At 64.9% G+C, this 18654-nt stretch carries 16 protein-coding genes and 3 pseudogenes; 14 read left to right on the top strand and 5 right to left on the bottom strand.

Annotated elements, in window-relative coordinates; genetic code table 11:
• Positions 1–215 precede the first annotated feature (215 nt).
• Positions 216–464: pseudogene (locus EBE87_RS25200) on the bottom strand (DDE-type integrase/transposase/recombinase); the annotation flags it as partial.
• Between the two features lie 160 nt (positions 465–624).
• On the opposite strand from EBE87_RS25200, the gene EBE87_RS25195 reads away from it, so the two are divergent.
• From EBE87_RS25195 to EBE87_RS25185, 3 genes are all read left to right on the top strand, one after another.
• Positions 625–2025: an amidohydrolase family protein gene (locus tag EBE87_RS25195; protein WP_158601072.1), complete on the top strand. Its 1401-nt coding sequence runs from the start codon at positions 625–627 to the stop codon at positions 2023–2025.
• 132 nt (positions 2026–2157) lie between these two features.
• On the top strand, positions 2158–3741 hold the full coding sequence (locus tag EBE87_RS25190; protein ID WP_120641045.1) for an ABC transporter substrate-binding protein: 1584 nt from the start codon (positions 2158–2160) through the stop codon (positions 3739–3741).
• 17 nt (positions 3742–3758) lie between these two features.
• Positions 3759–5366, top strand: coding sequence for a M20/M25/M40 family metallo-hydrolase (locus EBE87_RS25185; protein ID WP_233560189.1), 1608 nt, complete (start codon positions 3759–3761; stop codon positions 5364–5366).
• 540 nt (positions 5367–5906) lie between these two features.
• On the opposite strand, the gene EBE87_RS25180 is transcribed toward EBE87_RS25185, so the two are convergent.
• On the bottom strand, positions 5907–6830 hold the full coding sequence (locus tag EBE87_RS25180) for a LysR family transcriptional regulator (RefSeq protein ID WP_120639742.1): 924 nt from the start codon (positions 6828–6830) through the stop codon (positions 5907–5909).
• A gap of 141 nt (positions 6831–6971) precedes the next feature.
• Between EBE87_RS25180 and EBE87_RS25175 the strand changes: the two genes are divergently transcribed.
• The 7 genes from EBE87_RS25175 to EBE87_RS25145 are packed head-to-tail and all read left to right on the top strand — an operon-like array spanning position 6972 to position 12568.
• Complete coding sequence (locus EBE87_RS25175) at positions 6972–7601, top strand: isochorismatase family protein (RefSeq protein WP_120639743.1); 630 nt, start codon at positions 6972–6974, stop codon at positions 7599–7601.
• A 24-nt stretch (positions 7602–7625) separates the two neighbouring features.
• The gene (locus EBE87_RS25170; RefSeq protein ID WP_120639744.1) at positions 7626–8597 is read left to right on the top strand and encodes an ABC transporter substrate-binding protein; all 972 of its coding nucleotides are present in this window, start codon (positions 7626–7628) and stop codon (positions 8595–8597) included.
• The gene (locus EBE87_RS25165; protein WP_120639745.1) at positions 8597–9382 is read left to right on the top strand and encodes an ABC transporter permease; all 786 of its coding nucleotides are present in this window, start codon (positions 8597–8599) and stop codon (positions 9380–9382) included. The genes EBE87_RS25170 and EBE87_RS25165 overlap by 1 nt, the downstream gene beginning before the upstream one ends.
• Positions 9382–10212, top strand: coding sequence for an ABC transporter ATP-binding protein (locus tag EBE87_RS25160; protein WP_120639755.1), 831 nt, complete (start codon positions 9382–9384; stop codon positions 10210–10212). The genes EBE87_RS25165 and EBE87_RS25160 overlap by 1 nt, the downstream gene beginning before the upstream one ends.
• Positions 10205–11008: an ABC transporter permease gene (locus EBE87_RS25155; RefSeq protein ID WP_199707669.1), complete on the top strand. Its 804-nt coding sequence runs from the start codon at positions 10205–10207 to the stop codon at positions 11006–11008. Before EBE87_RS25160 ends, EBE87_RS25155 begins: the two co-directional genes overlap by 8 nt.
• A gap of 33 nt (positions 11009–11041) precedes the next feature.
• On the top strand, positions 11042–11686 hold the full coding sequence (locus EBE87_RS25150; RefSeq protein ID WP_120639747.1) for a polysaccharide deacetylase family protein: 645 nt from the start codon (positions 11042–11044) through the stop codon (positions 11684–11686).
• A 36-nt stretch (positions 11687–11722) separates the two neighbouring features.
• Positions 11723–12568: a fumarylacetoacetate hydrolase family protein gene (locus tag EBE87_RS25145; protein WP_120639748.1), complete on the top strand. Its 846-nt coding sequence runs from the start codon at positions 11723–11725 to the stop codon at positions 12566–12568.
• A gap of 99 nt (positions 12569–12667) precedes the next feature.
• Here the strand turns inward: EBE87_RS25145 and EBE87_RS25140 are convergent.
• A pseudogene (locus EBE87_RS25140) lies at positions 12668–13382 on the bottom strand (IS6 family transposase).
• Between the two features lie 59 nt (positions 13383–13441).
• On the opposite strand from EBE87_RS25140, the gene EBE87_RS25135 reads away from it, so the two are divergent.
• The 4 genes from EBE87_RS25135 (at position 13442) to EBE87_RS25120 (ending at position 16902) form a co-directional block, all read left to right on the top strand.
• The gene (locus EBE87_RS25135) at positions 13442–13687 is read left to right on the top strand and encodes a GMC oxidoreductase (protein ID WP_267898282.1); all 246 of its coding nucleotides are present in this window, start codon (positions 13442–13444) and stop codon (positions 13685–13687) included.
• A gap of 157 nt (positions 13688–13844) precedes the next feature.
• Complete coding sequence (locus EBE87_RS25130; protein WP_120639750.1) at positions 13845–14888, top strand: tripartite tricarboxylate transporter substrate binding protein; 1044 nt, start codon at positions 13845–13847, stop codon at positions 14886–14888.
• Positions 14889–15075: 187 nt separating this feature from the next.
• Positions 15076–16110, top strand: a complete 1035-nt coding sequence (locus EBE87_RS25125) for an IS630 family transposase (RefSeq protein ID WP_120639751.1) — start codon at positions 15076–15078, stop codon at positions 16108–16110.
• 33 nt (positions 16111–16143) lie between these two features.
• On the top strand, positions 16144–16902 hold the full coding sequence (locus tag EBE87_RS25120) for an HpcH/HpaI aldolase family protein (RefSeq protein WP_120639752.1): 759 nt from the start codon (positions 16144–16146) through the stop codon (positions 16900–16902).
• Positions 16903–17010: 108 nt separating this feature from the next.
• Here the strand turns inward: EBE87_RS25120 and EBE87_RS25115 are convergent, their stop codons facing one another.
• Complete coding sequence (locus EBE87_RS25115) at positions 17011–18021, bottom strand: helix-hairpin-helix domain-containing protein (protein ID WP_120639753.1); 1011 nt, start codon at positions 18019–18021, stop codon at positions 17011–17013.
• Positions 18022–18077: 56 nt separating this feature from the next.
• A pseudogene (locus EBE87_RS30030) lies at positions 18078–18544 on the bottom strand (IS6 family transposase).
• Between the last annotated feature and the right edge of the window lie 110 nt (positions 18545–18654).

The following is an 18654-nucleotide window of genomic DNA, read 5'->3' as shown; positions in this document are numbered from 1 at the left end:
GCCAAAATGGCCCCGATCAGCAGCACTTCGGCATGTCGCCAACTGCGCTGGAAAAACAGCGGCGCAAAGCTCAGGATCACCGCAGCGAAGCGGGATGGCAGGTGAAGCATAGCGCCGTCTCTTGGCGGGGACACGCCAGCCTAGCCAGTCACCCGCCTCGCCGCCTACACCATCCCTCACATGGCCAAAGGCGAGCATACACGGACGCCTGGACCCAGCAGGCGCTTGAAGAAGCGTCTGGCGGCCGTGGCATTGCGCCGATCCTGGACCAGGATGTCGAGTACGACGCCGTTCTGATCGACGGCGCGCCAGAGATACTGCAGATCCCCGTTGATCTTCAGGAACACCTCATCGAGGTGCCAAACGTCGCCTGGCCTCGACCGGCGCTTGCGCAGCTTGGCCGCGAAATCAGCTTCGAAGCGGAGGCACCAGCGGCGGATGCTCTCGTGGATGACAACCACGCCTCACCTGCGGCGTCCAGCAGGCGGATGATCGCCAGGCATTTCTCGACCGCCGGCGCGTTGACAGCTGCTATGGCCTACCAGCAAGATGTCTAAGTAGAACGATGTTCTTTACAGAGAACGCACTGTCTTGACGCAAATTGTAAGGCCCATGAGCCATGTCATGCGCAGACTGATTCAGGGCGGCACGATCCTGTCGATGGATGACGGCATCGGCTTCCTGCCGGAAGGCGATGTTCTCGTCGAGGGAGAACGCATTCTGGCCGTTGGGCCATCGCTGGATGTCGGTGACGCAGAGCGGGTGGACGCCTCGAGCTGTATCGTGCTGCCTGGCTTGGTGAACGCTCATCTGCATAGCTGGCAGACAGCGATGCGTGGTATCGGCGGCGACTGGGCCGGAACAGATTATTTTCGCATCGCTCATGGCCTGATCGGGCCGCTCTACGGCCCCGAAGACATGCGGATTGGTACCTTGATCGGCGCCCTGGCCCAGTTGGAGAGCGGCGTCACCACCCTGTTCGACTGGTGCCACGGCAACGCGACGCCGGAGCACACCGATGCCGCCCTAGACGGATTGATGGAAAGCGGGATCCGCGCGGTTTTTGGACATGGCACGGTGAAGCCAAAGCCGAAGCCCGGCGAGGTCCATTTCTCTCAGCTGCCGCACCCGGCCTCGGAGATCCGCCGTCTGCGCATGACGCGGCTAGCGGGAGACGAGGCGCGGGTGACACTCGCCGCCTGCATCCTCGGCCCGGATTACTCGACGCTCGATGTATGCCGAGCCGATTTCGCCATGGCCCGCGATTACGGCCTGCTTTCCTCGGCCCATGTCTGGGGCAACAGCAATCGGCTGGTTCCAGGCGGCTACCGGACCATCGCCGCCGAGGGCCTGCTCGGCCCGGACCACAACGTGGTGCATGGCACCTACATCCGGGACGACGAACTCCGGATCATTGTCGACAGCGGCGCCTCGGTCACCAGCACCGCCGCCGCCGAATTGAAGAGCGACATGCGCGAACCGCTCAGCTGCCGCGTCGCGGTGATGGGTGGCGCGCCTTCCATCGCCCCCGATAGCGAAGTGCTGAACGGCGGCAATATGCTGGACTGCATGCGCTTCGCCCTGCAGGTGCACCGCGTCTTCAACAACATGCATGAAGTGGCGCGGATCGCCGCCAGGGCCGGCACCGCGCCCGCGGCAATGGAGGTAGCGACGCCGGGATCGCCGATCCGCACGATCACTTTGCGGCACGAGGAGGTGCTGCGCTGGGCCACCATCAACAACGCGAAGGCGTTGCGGCTGGACCACCGGATCGGCTCCCTGACGCCGGGCAAGCAGGCCGACCTGATCATCGTCGGGCGCGACAGCCTGGGCATGATTGGCGCTCGTGATCCGGTGCAGGCACTGATCCAGTTCGCCCGCACCTCTGACGTGCGGACCGTGATGGTTGGCGGTCGGGTACTGAAGCAGGATGGGCGCCTGCTACATTCGGGGCTGGACACACTGAAGGCCGGGCTATTGCAGTCCGCCGCGCGATTGATGGACGGCGTTGAAGACGTCGTCTGAAACAATCTTCGCCGGCCGCAGTCGGCCGGTGGGAAGCGCCACGCGGGAGTAACCTGCGGGCAGGGAGGCACAGGGCAGGGCGTCGGAAGATCTCTTCCGATGCCTTAACACGTCCAAGAAGGAGATACTCCTATGAAGCGGCGTTCTCTGCTGCAAGGTCTCGGCGCCGGCTCAGCGACACTGGCGCTGCCCTCTCGGTTGCGCGCGGCATCAGCCACCACGTTGCGCTTCACGCCGCAGCAGGATCTAGTGACCCTCGATCCCATCCTCAGCACTGGCTACATCACACGCAACTACGCCTACATGGTCTATGACACGCTCTACGGGATGGATGGAAACTATCGCGCCACACCGCAGATGGTGGACGGGCACCGGGTCGAGGAGGATGGCCGCCGCTGGGATCTAACACTCCGCGACGGCTTGTTCTGGCATGATGGGGAGCGGGTGCTGGCGCGGGACTGCGTGGCCAGCCTGAAGCGCTGGGGCCGCCGTGACGTGTTCGGCGGCACATTGATGGCAAATACCGACGAATTGTCAGCACCGGATGACCGCACCATCCGCTTCCGCCTCAAGAAGCCGTTTCCCCTGCTGCCGATCGCGCTGGGCAAGGCAGCGGTTCCGGTATGCGTGATGATGCCGGAGAGACTGGCCAACACCGACCCTTTCCAAGTCGTACCTGAGGTGATCGGCAGCGGCCCATTCCGCTTCAAGACGGATGAGCGCGTCGCCGGCTCGATGAACGTCTACACCAAATTTGAGAAGTACGTGCCGCGCAAGGATGGCACGCTAGGCTGGACTTCTGGGCCCAAGGTCGTGCACTACGACCGTGTGGAATGGCGTTCCATCCCCGACAGCGGCACCGCGACCGCGGCATTGTTGTCCGGTGAGCAGGATTGGCAGGAATATGCCTATCACGACCAGATCCCGCTGCTTCGGGGGAGCCGCAACGTTACGGTCCGGACTTTAGACCCTACGGGCTTCGTCGCCATGCTGCGCCTGAACCACCTGCAGCCGCCCTTCGACAATCAGGCCATCCGGCAGGCATTGTGGAGCGCCCTGAGTCAGAGCGATTGCATGCAGGCCGTGGTTGGCGTCGACGATCCAGCCCTGTTCCATGTGCCGCTCGGCTTCTTCTGTCCCGGCACGCCAATGGCGTCCGAGGCGGGCCTTGAACCGCTGGTAGGGCCGCGCGACCTCGGCCGCGCGCGGGATGCGATCCGCGCCGCAGGGTACAAGGGCGAGAAAGTGGTTATCATGGCTGGCAACAACACCGCCGCCGGCATGGCGCTAGGTTACGTCGCCGTGGATCTGCTCACCCGACTCGGCATGAATGTCGAGCTTTATTCGGTCGAGTTCAACGCCATGTTGCAGCGGCGCAACCGGCGCGGTCCGGTGTCCGAGGATGGTTGGAGTGGCTTCGTCACCACATGGTCAGGCATGGAGTGGTTGAACCCAGCCGGGCATATGGCGCTGCGGGGCGACGGAAGTTATGCCGGCTGGTCGCAGGATGCCCGGATCGAGGAGCTACGCACGGCTTGGTTCGACGCGCCGAACGAAGCGGCGCAGGGCGCGATCTGCCGTGACATTCAGCTTCAGGCCATGCGCAGCGTGCCGTTCCTGCCACTCGGCCAATACATGCAACCAACTGCCCATCGCAACAGCATCACCGGCGTGCTGGATGGCTTCGCCACCTTCTGGAACGTGCGGCCCGCGTGAGACGGCAAAAGGAGACCATGTCGATGCAGGAAACAACGCCCCTCAGGCAGCACGCACTTGATTGGATTGCGGCGAACGAGCCGCGCCTTTCAGCCTTTAACGCTCGCATCTGGGCTCACGCGGAACCGGCGTGGCGTGAATATCGCTCAATGCGCGACTATGTGGAGATCCTGCGCGCGGAAGGCTTCGTGGTGGAGGAAGGTTCCGGTGATATGCCCACCGCCTTCATGGCCAGCTGGGGGCAGGGGGAGGGGCCGGTGCTCGCCAGCTTCTCTGAGTACGACGCGGTGCCTGGCAATTCGCAGCAGGTCGTACCTTACCGGGCGCCGCGCGAAGGACTGCATCCCTATGCCGCGGGGCATACCGATCCGCACTCTGTTCTCGGAACCGCCTCGCTGACCGCCATCCTTGCGGCGAAGGCCGCGATGCAAGCGCATGGCGTCTCTGGCACCTTGAAGCTGTTCGGCGAGCCGGCTGAGAAGGTGTGCGGCTCCAAGCCGATCCATGCCGCCAAGGGCTATTTCGACGGCCTGGACGCCGCCGTGGTCTGGCACCCCTGGCCCAGCAACACCGTGACTGGAGAGACGCATTTCGGCGCCTACTGGAGCGCCATTATCAGCTTCGAGGCTGAGGCACCCGAGAATTGGGTCGACCCGCGCCTGATGCCGATTGACGCCTCGCATGCCATCGCGCGTTGTCCGGGTGCGGTTGATGCGCTGTGCCTGATGTATACCACAACAAAGTACACAAAAGAGGCAATGTTCCCGCACAGCGGATCCTGGACGCTGAACGAGTTCATTCTAGGCGACGGCGGCGCCACCTCGGACAATCTCACCCCACGTTTCAGCCAGATCCAATATTCCTGGCGATCCTCGTCGCTCGGAATTCAGGAGCAGATCTGGAAGGTGCTGGCCAACAATGCTCGGCACGTAGCGGCCACGACGGGCTGCGGTGCCTTTGTGCGATGGGTGACGAAGACGCGGGTCGGCCTGCCCAACACGGCAATGACCGAGCTAACCTGGGCCAATCTCCAGGCCGTGGGCGCGCCATCCTATTCCGAGGAGGCATTGAAATTCGGTCGGGCCATCCAACGCGAGTTGGGCCTGGAGCCGATGGCCGATCCGTTCATCCCAGGCGTTACGCACCTCACTTCGCCCGAGGAGAATGAAGCGAAGCTGCGCGATGGCCTTCCGCCCTGGCAGAAGCACCTCTCAGCCGACGACTATGTCGAGTATTCCTGGCATTGCCCAACGGTGCGGCTGCTGGCCGCTCGCCCCCGGCTGCGTCCGCCGACGCCAGGCTATGCCTATCCGGCATGGGCTTACAACGCGCTGGGTGGACTGCCGGCCGCGGTTGATCCGGGCATGTTTGTGGCTGGCCGCACCATGGCGCTGACCCTCCTGGATCTCGCTGCGAAGCCCGGCGCGCTGCAAGCAGCGCAGGCCGAGTTCCGGGAACGTACAGGTGGCGGCGTGGGCGGCACGCAATGGGTCGGACCACTTCTCCCTAAAGATTTCGAGCCACCGATCGACCTGCGCTGGCCGGAATACGTCTCCACTCCGCGGGGAGAGGAATGGTGCATTCCAACACCACGGGAAGGTACCGGCGCCGGGGAGGCCCTTTAGCGTCGAGCGCCGTCTCGCTCCAGGAGACCTCCGGCCGCCGTCATCCGGCGCAGCACCATCAGGCCCTGGTCGCGCGCCAGGGCCTCCACCGCCTCGGGCGAGACGAGAGGTTCTGCTGTATCGTTTGCAGGTCGAGGTGTTCGCAGCACTGCTGGGGGCATTGTCACGTTGTTTGGTGACCGGGCGCGCAGGCTGCGTCGCTCCACCAAACTCGCCTGGTCACCAAACAACGTGACAATGCCCGTCCACCTCATCATCGTGGCTGGTCCATGGTTCAAGGGTTGTCGGTCTCAGCAACCCAACCCTGCCACCAACCACCGCGATGACCGCCTCAGATCTGGCGATCAGGTCCTACACCACGCCCAGGGCACAACCTGTTCCAGCGTGCTGGCTGATCTGCCTGCTATCCAGACCATCTGCGGCTCGCCGCAAGCTTTGCAACACAACCGGCGCAACCCTCGTCATTCCTGCACAGTTCGAGGTGGGCCACCTCGCCTCAGACGGACATCTGGTCTAGGCCGGATCGCCTGATGGTGGCGTTCAGCCAGCTGCGACCTCCGCCGTCAGGCGCCGCACGAAATCAATGAAGGCTCTGGCTTGCGGCCGGATGATCAGTCGATGAGGCACCACGGCATAGGCGCTTTTCGGCCGCACCGGATAGCTCGGCAACACCATCACCAGCCGGCCTGCCTGCAGATCCTCCTCCACATGGAAGCGGTAGAAATTGCCGATGCCGCCCCCGGCTAGGCAGGTCTGCCGCAGCAGGTCGCCATTGTCGGACAGCAGCCGGCTACGCGTGGCGATCGCCAGCCAATGGGTGCCGTCATACAGCATCCAGGGTTCGGCGAGTTGAGAGAAGCGGCTGAAGAGGCAGTCATGCTGGTACAGATCCTCCGGCACCAGCGGTGTGCCAGCGCGGTCCAGGTAGGCAGGGGCGGCGCAGAGCGCGCAGGGGCTGTCAGCCAGACGGAAATGCGCGAGTTTCGAAGCCGGCTCCTCCTGAAGAGTAATGGCCACGTCGATGCGATCCCGGATCAGATCCGGCATGGCGCTGCTGACCATGATATCCACCGTCAGCCCGGGATTGAGGCGGAAAAACTCTGGCAGGCGCGGCCCCAGCATCGTTGCAGCAAAGGACGGTGGCGTCGCCACCCGCAAATGCCCACTCAGTTCCCGCTCCGCCCCCACTGCCGCCGCCACCTGGTCCACCTGCGTCAGGATGGCCTGGCAGGTCTGATAGAAGCGCTCTCCGCTCTCGGTGACGCTGAGGCGCCGGGTGGTGCGGTGCACCAGCGCGACGCCCAGCGCCAGTTCCAGTCCCTGCACCTGCTTGGTTACCGAGGAGGGCGAGACGCGCAGTTGCCGTGCGGCCGAGGAAAAGCTCTGGGTTTCCACGACCGCCACGAAGCAGCGGAGCGAGAGAATGCTGGTTTCGTTCAGAAGGCCGGCAGGCAGGGCGGCCATGTGGGTATTCTCTCCAATCTGGAAATTATCTTTTCAGCTTATTCCTGGTAACCAAGATCCGCCAACTGCTCCATCATCCCCACCAAGGATGGCGCGAAGCCCCGTGAGGAGCCCGCGACCGCCAAAAATGGGGATGCGCCAATGACGGACGAACTTGCGCGCGCGCGCCAGCGCGGCTTTGGCCATCGTGTCGGCTTCGGCCGGCGGCCGGCCCTGCTGATCGTGGATTTCATGCGCGGCTTCACCGCGCCGGAGCGCAGCCTAGGCGCCGCCATGGAGGCTGAGATCGCCGAGGCCAATCGCCTGCTGGAGGCTGCCCATGTGATCGGTGCGCCGGTCTATCTCTCCACCATCGCCTATGCCGATCCGGGGCGCGAGGCTGGCGTCTGGGCCGAGAAGATCGCCGGCCTGCGCGACCTGGTGCTGGGCACGCCAGAGGTGGAGCAGGATCCGCGGTTGCGCCTGAACGGGGCCGAGCACATCCTGGTCAAGCATTTCGCCAGTTGCTTCTTCGGCACCGATCTGGCGGCGCGGCTGCGGGCGGATGACGTGGATACGCTGGTCATCGCCGGCTGCACCACCAGCGGCTGCGTCCGCGCCAGCGCCGTCGATGCCTGCCAACACGGCTTTCGCGCCATTGTCGCGCGGGAAGCCACGGCGGACCGCATCCAGGCCGCCCATGCGCAGAGCCTGGAGGATATCGACCTGAAATATGGTGACGTGCTGCCGGTGGAGGAGATCCTGGCGCAGCTGCGGAACCGGGCCGGCTAAGAAAGCCTTTGGGGAGGAAAGCAAATGAACGGGATTCTGTCGCGGCGGACGGCGCTGGGGCTGGCGGCGGGTGCGGCGGGCCTCGGCCTAGGGGCCCCGCCGGCCCGGGCGGCGCAGAAGGTGCGCATCGGCCTGGCCACCAAGACCTGGTGGCCCTCGGTGGTGGCGGAGGTGGCCAGCAAGGAAGGCTATTTCCGCCGCGCCGGGTTGGAGGCGGAGCTGACCGTCTATCGTAGTGGCGGCGAGGCCTTCGAGGCGCTGGCCGCTGGCTCGGCCGATTTCATCACCGGGCTGGTGCCGCAGATGGCCACGGGGCGCCGGCGGGGGGTGAACAGCAAGATCGTGGCGCTGGCGGCGGATTCCAATACCGGATGGCGGCTGATGGTGCGCAGTGCCTCGCCCGTACAAAGCCTGTCCGATTTGGCCGGCAAGAAGATCGGCATCACCGCCGCCGGATCACTGTCCGACTTCATGGCGCTATGGACCCGCAGCAATGCCAAGATCGCCTTCACAAGCGTGCCGCTGGGCGGCGGCGGGCTGGTGCCGAACCTGCTGAACGGCAATGTCGATGCCGCCATCATCTATTCGCCGCTGAGCTTCCAGCTGTTGCAGCGTGGCCAGGCCCGGGTGCTGCTGGATTATGCCACCGCCATCCCGGCGCATCTGGCAGTGGGCTGGTCCGCCACGGACCAGACCATCGCGAAGCGCCAGGAGGTGGTGAAGGCCACACTGCAGGCGGTTTACGGCGCGGTAGCCCATCTGCGCCGCAACCGCGACGCCGCCATCGCCACCATTGCCGAGGTCAACGACATCCCGCCCTCCGTCGCGGCGCAGGAATACGAAGAAACATTTCTGAAGATCTCCACCGATGGCCGCTTCACGTTGGAGCAGACGCGGCTGGCGCTGGACCTGGCCCGCATTGGCGGCTTCGACAACCTGGCCCCGGCCGAGGAGATCGTCGATCTTGGCTTCGTCCCTGTCACCCCGGCTGCCTGATGTCGGCGGCACCCCCGATCCCGTCCCACGCCGGGCGCAGGGCGCGCGGCCTGCTGCCCTGGGCTCTGGTGCTAGCCGTGCTCTGCGTCGCCTGGCAGGGGGCGCTCGTCACCGGGCTGATGGCGCCGGAACTGCTGCCGCCGCTGGGCGAGGTGGTGACCACGGCCGTGGAACTGCTCACCCGGCCCAGCGTCATGGCACATGCCGGCACCACCCTGGCGGAAGTGGCGGTGGCCTTTGTCATCGCCGTGCCGCTGGGCCTGCTGCTCGGCATCGCCATCGCCGAAAGCCGCTACTGGAGCGCGGTGCTGAAGCCTGTGATCTTCCTGGTCTTCTCCATTCCCAAGACCATCTTCCTGCCCATGTTCATCCTGGCCTTCGGCATCAACTTTGCCCAGAAGGTGGGGTTTGGCGTCTTCTCCACCATCTTCATTGTGCTGATCAGCGCCTTCTCCGCACTGGATTCGGTGAAAGCCGAGCATCTACGCGTGGCCCGCATCTATGGCGCCACTCCCCGCCAGGTGGCTTGGCGGGTTTATCTGCCTTCCATGGCGCCGGTTCTGCTAGAAGCGGTCCGGCTGGCCATGATGTTCAACCTGACCGGCATCCTGCTGGCGGAAATGTATGCCGCGCGCAGCGGCCTCGGCCAGCTCGTCTCCAACTGGGGCGAGAACTTCATGCTGCGTGAGCTGCTTGCCGGAATACTCATCATCTCCACCGCAGCCATCCTCTTCAACGAGGCCGTGCGCTGGCTGGAGACCCGCTGCGAACATTGGAGGGCGTGATGACCACGCTGCTACAGGCGCCTGACCGTGCCGACCGCGCGGCCGCCCCGCAGACACCCGCCGCCGGCCACGTACAGGTGCGGGGGCTGGGCCATACCTATGACGCCGCCGGCCGGGTGACCCGGGCGCTGGACGGGATCGAGCTGGACATCGCTCCCGGCCGCTTCGTCGTCATCGTTGGGACGAGCGGCTGCGGAAAATCCTCTCTCCTCATGATGATGACCGGGTTGGTGTCGCCCAGCGAGGGCAGCATCACCTGCGGCGGCATGCCAATGATGGCGCCCGATCCTGATCGGGTCGGCGTGGTCTTCCAGGAGGCCAGCCTTTATCCCTGGCTGACCGCGCAGCAGAATGTCGAATTTCCGCTGTCTTTGCGAAAACTCCCAAAGGCGGAGCGTGCGGCGCGGGCCCGCGAGCGCCTGGCCCTGGTCGGGCTGCAAGGCTTCGAGGATCGCTATCCACACGAACTGTCCGGCGGTATGAAGCAGCGCGTCTCCATCGCCCGCGGTCTGGTGCAGGACCCGCCCGTCTTGATGCTGGACGAGCCCTTCGCCGCGCTGGACGAACAAACCCGCATCACCATGGGCGACGAGCTGCTGCGCATCTGGGAGCGCACCGGCAAGACGGTGATCTTCGTCACTCACAGCCTGACGGAGGCCGCTTATCTGGCCGATGAGATCATCGTCATGTCGGCCCGTCCGGGCCGCATCGTCGACCGGATCGAGGTCGACCTGCCGCGCCCGCGCACCTATGCCATGATGTCCACCCCACGCTTCGCTGCGCTGCGCGAGCGCATCTGGGGTCATATCCGGAACCAGGCCGGTGAGTAGCACCACCATGGCGCCCCAAGCCCGTTTCCGGCTGGAGCCGGCCACGGTGCGCCGCCTGCTGGGCTTGGCGGTTCTGCTGCTGTGGGAGGTGCTGCCGCGTGCCGGGCTGATCCCCGCGCTATTCCTGCCCCCGCTGACGGAAACCCTCGGCGCCCTCGTCCATCACGCCGGGGAATACGCGCACCACCTGCTCTTCTCGCTCTACGCCATTGGCATCGCCATGGGCGTGGCCTGCGGTATCGGCATCGGCGCCGGGCTGTTGGTCGGCTCTGTCGCGCCGTTGCGGCAGTCGGTGCAGCCGGTCGCCTCCGGGCTCTATGCCGTGCCGCTGGTCATCCTCTACCCACTCTTCACCGCCTGGTTCGGCATCGGGCCGCAATCCAAGATCGTCTTCGCCAGCCTTTACGGGCTGCTGCCTTGCTTCCTCGGCACCATGGCGGGGGTACAGACCATCGACCGGCACTACATCACCGTGGCGCGCAGCCTGCGCGCCTCCCGCTTGCAACTGCTGACCCGCGTGCTGCTGCCAGCGGCAATCCCGACCGTACTCTCAGCCTTCCGCATCGGCGGCGCGCTGGTCATCGTCGGCATCGTGGTCGCGGAAATGCTCACCTCCACCGAGGGCATCGGCTACCTCATCACCCGCAATCGCACGCTGCTGAACAGCCCGCGCGTCTTCGCCGGCATCCTGCTGGTGGTGGCCCTGGTCATCGGCTTCGACGCACTGGTGCGGCTCCTGGAACGCCGCACCCGCCATTGGCGCTTCTCGACCCGCTCGGCCGATGCCGTTGCCTGATCCCCTGTCTCGCCTTTTTCCTGGAGCCCGGGAATGACCCTAATCACCCTGTCCTTCGACAACGGACCCGATCCCGATGTCACGCCTCAGGTGCTGGACACGCTGCGCCAGCACGATCTGCTGGCCACCTTCTTTGTGCTGGGCGACAAGTTGCGCGACCGCCGGGCACTGGCCGAGCGCGCCCATGCCGAGGGTCATTGGATCGGTAACCACACCTACAACCACCTGGTGCCGCTCGGCCTCAGCGCCGAGCAGGGCATCGCCGCCGCCGAAATCGCCCGTACCGAGGCGCTGATCGGCGATCTGGCGCATCCCCGCCGCTTCTTCCGCCCCTTCGGCGGCGGCGGCCTGCTGGATGAGCGGCTGCTGAGCCCGGAGGCGCTGACCCAGTTGCAGCAGGACAACTACACCTGCGTGCTCTGGAATGCCGTGCCGGAGGATTGGGCGCACCCGGAAGGCTGGGTGGAGCGCGCCCTGCGCCTCTGCTTCGCGCAGCCGCATGCGCTGTTGGTACTGCATGACCTGCCCACCGGCGCCATGAACCAGCTCGACCGCTTCCTTCGCCTCGCCCGCGAGCGCGGCGCCGAATTCCGCCAGGACTTTCCCCCCGATTGCGTGCCGATGGAGCGTGGCCAGCTGGTCCGCCCCATCGAGCCGTATCTGCACCGCGCCGCCTGATTTCCCATCCCGAACCGCAAAAGGTACACACCTCTCATGAAGCTCTGCCGCGTCGGCCCCGCTGGCCGCGAGAAGCCTGCTCTCCTCGATGCCAGGGGCCAGCTGCGCGATCTGTCCGGCGTGCTGCCGGATATCAACGGCACCGCACTTTCGGCGAGCCGCTTGGCCGAACTGGCCGCGATCCCGCCCGAAAGCCTGCCGCTGGTGGAAGGCCAGCCACGCTATGGCGTGCCGGTGGCCGGGATCTCCAAGTTCATCTGCATCGGCCTGAATTATTCGGAACATGCTGCGGAATCCGGCCTGCCCGTTCCGGCCGAGCCCATCGTCTTTCTGAAGGCGAACTCCGCCATCTGCGGCCCCGACGACGACACCATGCAGCCGCTGAACTCGACGAAGCTGGATTGGGAAGTTGAGCTGGGCGTGGTTATTGGCGCCGTCGGCCGCAAGGTGACGGAAGACCAGGTGCTGGACATCGTCGCTGGCTATTGCGTGGTGAACGACGTCTCCGAGCGCGCCTTCCAGATGCAGAGCAGCCAGTGGGACAAGGGTAAGGGTTGCGACACGTTCGGCCCCACCGGCCCCTGGCTGGTAACCAAGGACGAGGTGCCGGACCCGCAGGCGCTCGGCATGTGGCTGTCGGTCAACGGCAAGCGCATGCAGGATGGCAGCACGCGCACCATGATCTTCGATGTGCGAGCCATCATCGCCTATCTCAGCCGCTACATGACGCTGCTGCCTGGCGATGTCATCGCGACGGGCACGCCGGCCGGTGTTGGCATGGGGCAGAAGCCGGAACCCGTCTGGCTCAAGCCGGGCGATGTGGTGGAACTAGGCATCGAAGGCCTAGGCCAGCAGCGCCAGACCGTCATTCCGTATCGCTGAAGGCCCGCGCCCAGCGGGGCAGGATGAACAGGAGGGGCATCGTCAACTTGCTGACCACGGCGCGGGAGGCGGACGGATGGGCAGCCGGATCAAGGGCGATCAGGCTGGCTCGGCGAGCCCGCTGACTTCGAACCAGACGCTGAACGCCCGTGCCCGCGCGGCGCGGTACTCGCTGGCGGTGACATCCTTGCGGCGAAGATGAAAGAGGTTGTTGATCCCGTCGTGCGCGGACAGGAAGCGTTGTGCCTGAACCGCCGATTTGAACCGCTTCATCTGCCGCTCTCGTCGCCGCGTCGGCTGATGGGAGTTCTCCGCCCTGTTGTTCAGCCCCTTGTGCTGGCGGTGCTCCACTGAAGGCATCACGTCCTTCTTCGCGGCACCGTAGCTTGCCAGCTTGTCGGTGATCATCACCCGTGGTGGTCGCATCTGCCGCTTCAGCAGCTTCGTGAGGAGCCGCTTGGCAGCTTGCTTGTCTCGTCGGCTCTGCAGCAGCACATCAAGTACCATCCCGGCCTGATCAACGGCACGCAAAAGCCAATGCGTCACACCGTTGATCTTGATGACGACCTCATCCAGGTGCCACTTATCACCTACCCGAGGCAAGCGGCGGCGGATCTGGTTGGCAAAAGCCTGGCCGAACTTACGGCCCCCACTGCCGCAGTGTCTCATGGCTGACGGCGATGCCGCGGAAGCCCAGCATTTCCTCCACCATCCGCAAGCTGAGGGGAAAGCGGAAGTAGAGCCACACCGCCTGGCTGATGATCTCGGCCGGGAAGCGATATCCGGCGAAGCTGGGGCAGGCAGGTGCGGTCATCCCACCCGACTACCCGGAGGTGGAACGCTCGGGCAAGCTGACGGCCGGCCAACCTGACGGTGCCGCTGGAGGAGCATCTGCGTCGGCATGTTGGCGGCGTCTGGCACCCCAGCGGCACTTGCCGGATGGGTTCGGCGCAGGACCGCATGGCGGTGGTGACGCCTGATGCCCGGCTGCGCGGCCTGGTGGGGCTTCGGGTCTGCGACGGCTCCATCATGCCACACATTCCCTGCGCCAACACCAACGTTCCGATCTTGATGATAGCCGAGAAGGTGGCGGACACCGTCCGCCGGGAGGCGCAGTAAAACTGCATGGCGCTGCCGTCCTAAGTGCCTTGGCATATACCGCACAGAAAGCGCCCGTGTTGTCGGCCATCCACCAAGCGCCGCCGCGTTCCCGGAAGCGGACATGGCTGCTCAGGCGGCATATGCGCAAACTGGTTGGACGAAACATGGCTGAAGAATGTTAGCTTTGAAGGCGCCCGCGTATCGATTCTCCGGCAAGCAGTGCATCGACCACACCAATAAAGGGGAGAAAACTAATATGACGAGAATAATTGCTATTGTTTGCAGTTTCGTCGTGACGCTCTCAGGGCCGACGCTTTCTCAACCGGTGCCGCAGATCATCCGGCTTGTGGTGCCGAACTCACCGGGAACCGGAACAGATCAAATCGCTCGGTTTCTTGCGCCGCAACTCCAGGAACGGCTCGGGGTAAAAGCAGTGGTCATCGAGAATCGTAGCGGAGCATCCGGCACGATTGGGAGTGACATCGTAGCCAAGGCGCGCCCCGATGGCGGAACCATCCTGCTCGCCGCCGCCTTCCACGCGATCAATCCAGCTGTCGTGCCCAGCATGCCATACGACACGAAGAAGGACTTTTCACCAATCTCGCTAGTGGCGATGTTGCCGACGCTTCTGGTGGTTTCTCCGCGCCTGCCAGTGACAACCTTTGATGAATTCATGTCCTATGCGAAGGCCCGTCCTGGGGTGGTGACTTATGGTTCGATTGGAGCAGCCTCTACCCAGAACCTGGCCGGCGGCATGTTGCGGTTACGAACAGGCGTTGAGCTGAGCAGCGTGCCGTACCGCGAGGCAGGGCCGTTGATGTCGGAACTGATGTCCGGCCAAATTGATGCGTCCTTCAACAACATTACGACCACTATCGGTGCCGTTCAGGCCGAGCGCATCAGGCCACTGGCCGTCGCATTGCCTGAGCGCTGGCCTGCGCTTCCAAACGTGCCCACCTTCGCTGAAGTAGGTTTTCCGGAACTTCAGGTCTCCAGCTGGGTTGCGATGTTCGCGCCCGCGGGAACTCCGCACGAGTTAATCCAGAAATATTCGAAGGCTATCCAGGAATCAATGGCGGTTGAAGCCGTGCGCACGCAAGTTGTTGAGGCAGGTGGTCTGCCCGTTGGCAGCTCCGCAGAAGAATTGGAACGCTTCGTGGATTCCGAGATCGAGAGCTGGGGAGCCGTGGTCAGAGAAACAGGCATCAAACTGGATTGAGTTTGCACAGGAACGCCCACTTGGTGCACCCGAATCGATGTGTGAGGGTGCCGCGCGCAGATCCCAAATCCGCTGCAACCGGCGCCAAGCGCTCACGTCGTCACACCATCAATGCTCAACGAGGAATTATTGAGCCGGCTCCGGTGTTCTTGAGGATTCTGTCTTCTGTGCCCAGGTAGGCGGAACAATGAAGCACGTGGACATGCGGAGCCTGGCGCCGGAGGCGCAAGAGGAGCGACGGCGGCAGGTGATTGGGCTGCGCCAAGCGGGGCAGACCTATGCGGCGATCGCGGCCCAGGTCGGGCTGACCCCGACTGGGGTCTTTGACATCTGCAAGCGCTTCGCGGCGCGCGGCCGGGCGGGGCTAAAGAGCAGAGCGCGCGGGCCGGCACCAGGGCATGGCAGCCTGCTGGCAGAGGAGCAGGAGGCAGAGGTCCAGGCGCTGATCAGCCAGCAGATGCCGGACGAGTTGGGGCTGCCGTTCGCGCTTTGGAGCCGGGCGGCGGTGCAGGCACTGGTCCGACAACGCTTCGGCGTCACGGTGGCGGTGCGGACCATGGGCAGCTACCTGGCGCGCTGGGGTTACACGCCGCAGAAGCCGCTGCGGCGAGCCTACGAGCAGGACCCGGCCGCGGTACGACGCTGGCTGCGGCGCGAGTATCCGGCGATCGCGGCGCGGGCCAAGGCGGCGAGCGGGGTGATCTTCTGGGGCGACGAGAGCGGCCTGCGTTCGGACGACGTGCGCGGCCGCAGCTATGCCCCGCGCGGCGAAACCCCCGTGGTTCGTCCCAATCACCGGCGGGCCAACATCGGCCTGGTCTCGGCGGTGACCAACAGGGGCGAGGTGCGCTGGATGGTGCTCGACGGCGCGATCAAGGCCCCGGCCCTGATCCGCTTCCTCGAGCGCCTGGTCCGCGACGCCGGGCGCAAGGTTTTCCTCATCCTCGACCGATTGCAGGTGCATCGGGCGGGACTGGTGCGCACATGGCTGAGCGGACGTGACGATCAGATCGAGGTTTTCTACCTCCCAGCCTATAGCCCTGACCTCAACCCGGACGAGGGCCTGAACGGCGATCTCAAGCGGGCCGTCACCGCCAGGCCGCTCGCCCGCAGCAAGGGGCAACTCAAGCAAGCTGTCGTCAACCACATGCGCAGCTTGTCCAAACGGCCAGAGCGCATTCGCTCCTTCTTCCGCCATCCGCAGTTCCGCTACGCAGCTTGATCCAAGAACACCGAAGCCGGCTCAATAGACGAGATGGCGCAGATGCTTAAGGCACGGATGAGGGCAGGGGAGAATCTTGTCGGCTGCTTCATCATGCTGCCATCGCCCGCCTTGGTTGAAATGGCGGGCTATGCAGGTTTTGACTTTGTTATTCTCGACACGGAGCACGGCGCGGCTACAAGCGAGACCCTGGAGCACCAGTTGCGTGCAGCCGATGCGTCAGGAATTTCGGCGCTCGTGCGGACGAGCAGCATGAATCCCGGCGAGATCCTTCGCGTCCTTGACGCCGGTGCCACGGGCATCGTTGTCCCGCATGTGCGGACTCCCGCCGACGCGGAGGCCATTGCTTCGGCGGCACACTACCCACCCTATGGATGCCGAGGCATCGCAACCACCAGCCGTGCCGGCCGACACGGCTTCATCAGTGTCGCCGAACATCTCTCCCGTGCCCATGACAGCACCATCGTGCTGCCACAGATAGAAGACGCCGATGCGCTGCCATACGTCTCTGCCATTGCGGGGACGGCAGGGGTCGATGGCATTTTTATTGGACCGGCAGACTTGTCGATTTCCCTTGGTCACCCTGGCAACCATAGTGACCCTCAAGTCCTGGCCGCTATTGAGAAGGCTGCGCAGGAAGCATGCGCAGCTGGCAGCATTGTCTCGACTTTCGCATCCAGCTCCAATGAGGCGAATGCCTTCTTTCGGCGCGGCATCAAAATGGTGATGTTCTCCACGACTTCCCTCTTTACGGCCACGCTACGGGATACGGTTTCAGGCTTGCTGAAGTAGAAGCCACAATGAAGGCAAGCCGATGCGGGCAGCCTTCGACCTCCGCAATGCGGTGGCTGGCTGCAGGGTCCCGGTTCGGTTCTTGTTCACACCGGTCGCTACTGGCCTTCAGTGGAAGTCCCGGCTCCGCGGCATCCTGACTGGCCGCCGCGACCCCGGATCCGGCCGGCGCACTTCATCGGCTCGACCCAGCGCCGCATCACCCCAGGGCAGGTTCGCCTCCCGGTGCATGAGGCCATGCAAAAGGTCGGTACGATCTGTCAGGCTTTTGCAGATCAGATGGGTGATCGGCACCTCGGCCTGCTCGGTTTCCCGCTCGATCCTGGCTTCCACCAGCAGCAGCCGGGCGCCGAGCAGCGCCGCCCGGTCCCGCGCCCCCACATCGGTCCAGCTCACCAGATTGGCCGTGCCGTGTTCGTCCTCGACGGTGACAAACACCACCCCCTTGGCGGTGCCCGGCCGCTGCCGCATTAGCACCAGCCCCGCGAGCTTGACGCCCTGACCCTGCGGCAGGGTGGCGAGCTCTCTGGTGTCGATGCAGCCCAACGCCTTGAGCTGCGGCCTGAGTAGCGCCAGCGGGTGCTGTCCCAGCGTCAGCCCGGTCGCGGTGTAGTCCAGCACCACCGCCTGGCCCGTGCTTTCCGGCGGTAGGTCGGGGGAGGGCTCCCGGAGCAGCGGCGGGACGTCCTGCTCCACCCCCTTGGCCGCCCAGAGCGCCGCGCGGCGGCTGCTGCCCATGCTGCGGAAGGCGTCGGCCTGCGCCAGCGCCTCCATCGCCTTGCGACCAATGTTGGCGCGCTGCATCACCTCCTCGGGCGAGGCAAAGGGTGACCCGTTGCCTCCACTCCGGGCCTTGACGGTCTGCTGGCCGTCCTGCGCCGAGAGGCCTGCGGCCATTCTGAGCCCCAGCCGCAGCGCATAGCCCTCGGCGCTCCTGGGCTCCGGCTCCAGCGCGCAGTCCCAGAGGCTGGCATTCACATCCAGCGGCCGGATCTCGACGCCGTGGTCCTTGGCATCCCGCACGATTTGCGCCGGGGCGTAGAAGCCCATCGGCTGCGAGTTCAGCAGCGCCGCCGCGAACACCGTCGGGTGGTGGCACTTCAGCCAGGAGGAGGGCATTGTCACGTTGCTTGATGACCAGGCGAGTCTGAGCGCATGGCGGGGCTTGCGTGACCTCACACCGTCGTCTGGGCACACGTCTCCTGCTGCCAGATCCGGAACGCCTTGTTGCGCGACCGGCGATACTGATCGGCCGTCATCAGGTGCCGCCGTGGACGGAAGTGGCCATAGATCATCGCGTGCGCTGTGAGGAAGCGCTGTGCCTGCTCGGGTGACTTGAAACGCTGCATCTGGCGTTCTCGACGTCGCGTCGGCCTGTGGGAATTCTCGGCACGATTGTTCAGGTAGCGGCTGGTCCGATGCCGCACAGCGGGCAAGATTTCTCGCTGTGCGACGCCATAGCTGCGGAGCCCATCGGTCACGATGCGACGCGGCTTGTACTCAAGGCCGGCCAGCAGGTGCTTGAAGAAGCGCTTGGCGGCTGTGGCATTGCGGTGCTCTGCACAAGGATGTCGAGCACGACACCGTGCTGGTCGACCGCACGCCAGAGATAGAAGAGCTCGCCGTTGATCTTCAGGTACACTTCGTCCAGGTGTCACCCGTCCTTGGCCGCCGCCTGCGCAGCTTGGCTGCGAAGGCGGCGCCGAAGCGGAGGCACCAGCGGCGGATGCTCTCGTGGCTGACCACCACACC

Origin of the sequence: Teichococcus wenyumeiae, assembly GCF_003696345.1 — a bacterium.
Taxonomy (GTDB): Bacteria; Pseudomonadota; Alphaproteobacteria; order Acetobacterales; family Acetobacteraceae; genus Pseudoroseomonas; species Pseudoroseomonas wenyumeiae.
Note: the sequence above shows the minus strand (reverse complement) of the source record. Positions and strands in the feature narration are given on the sequence as shown.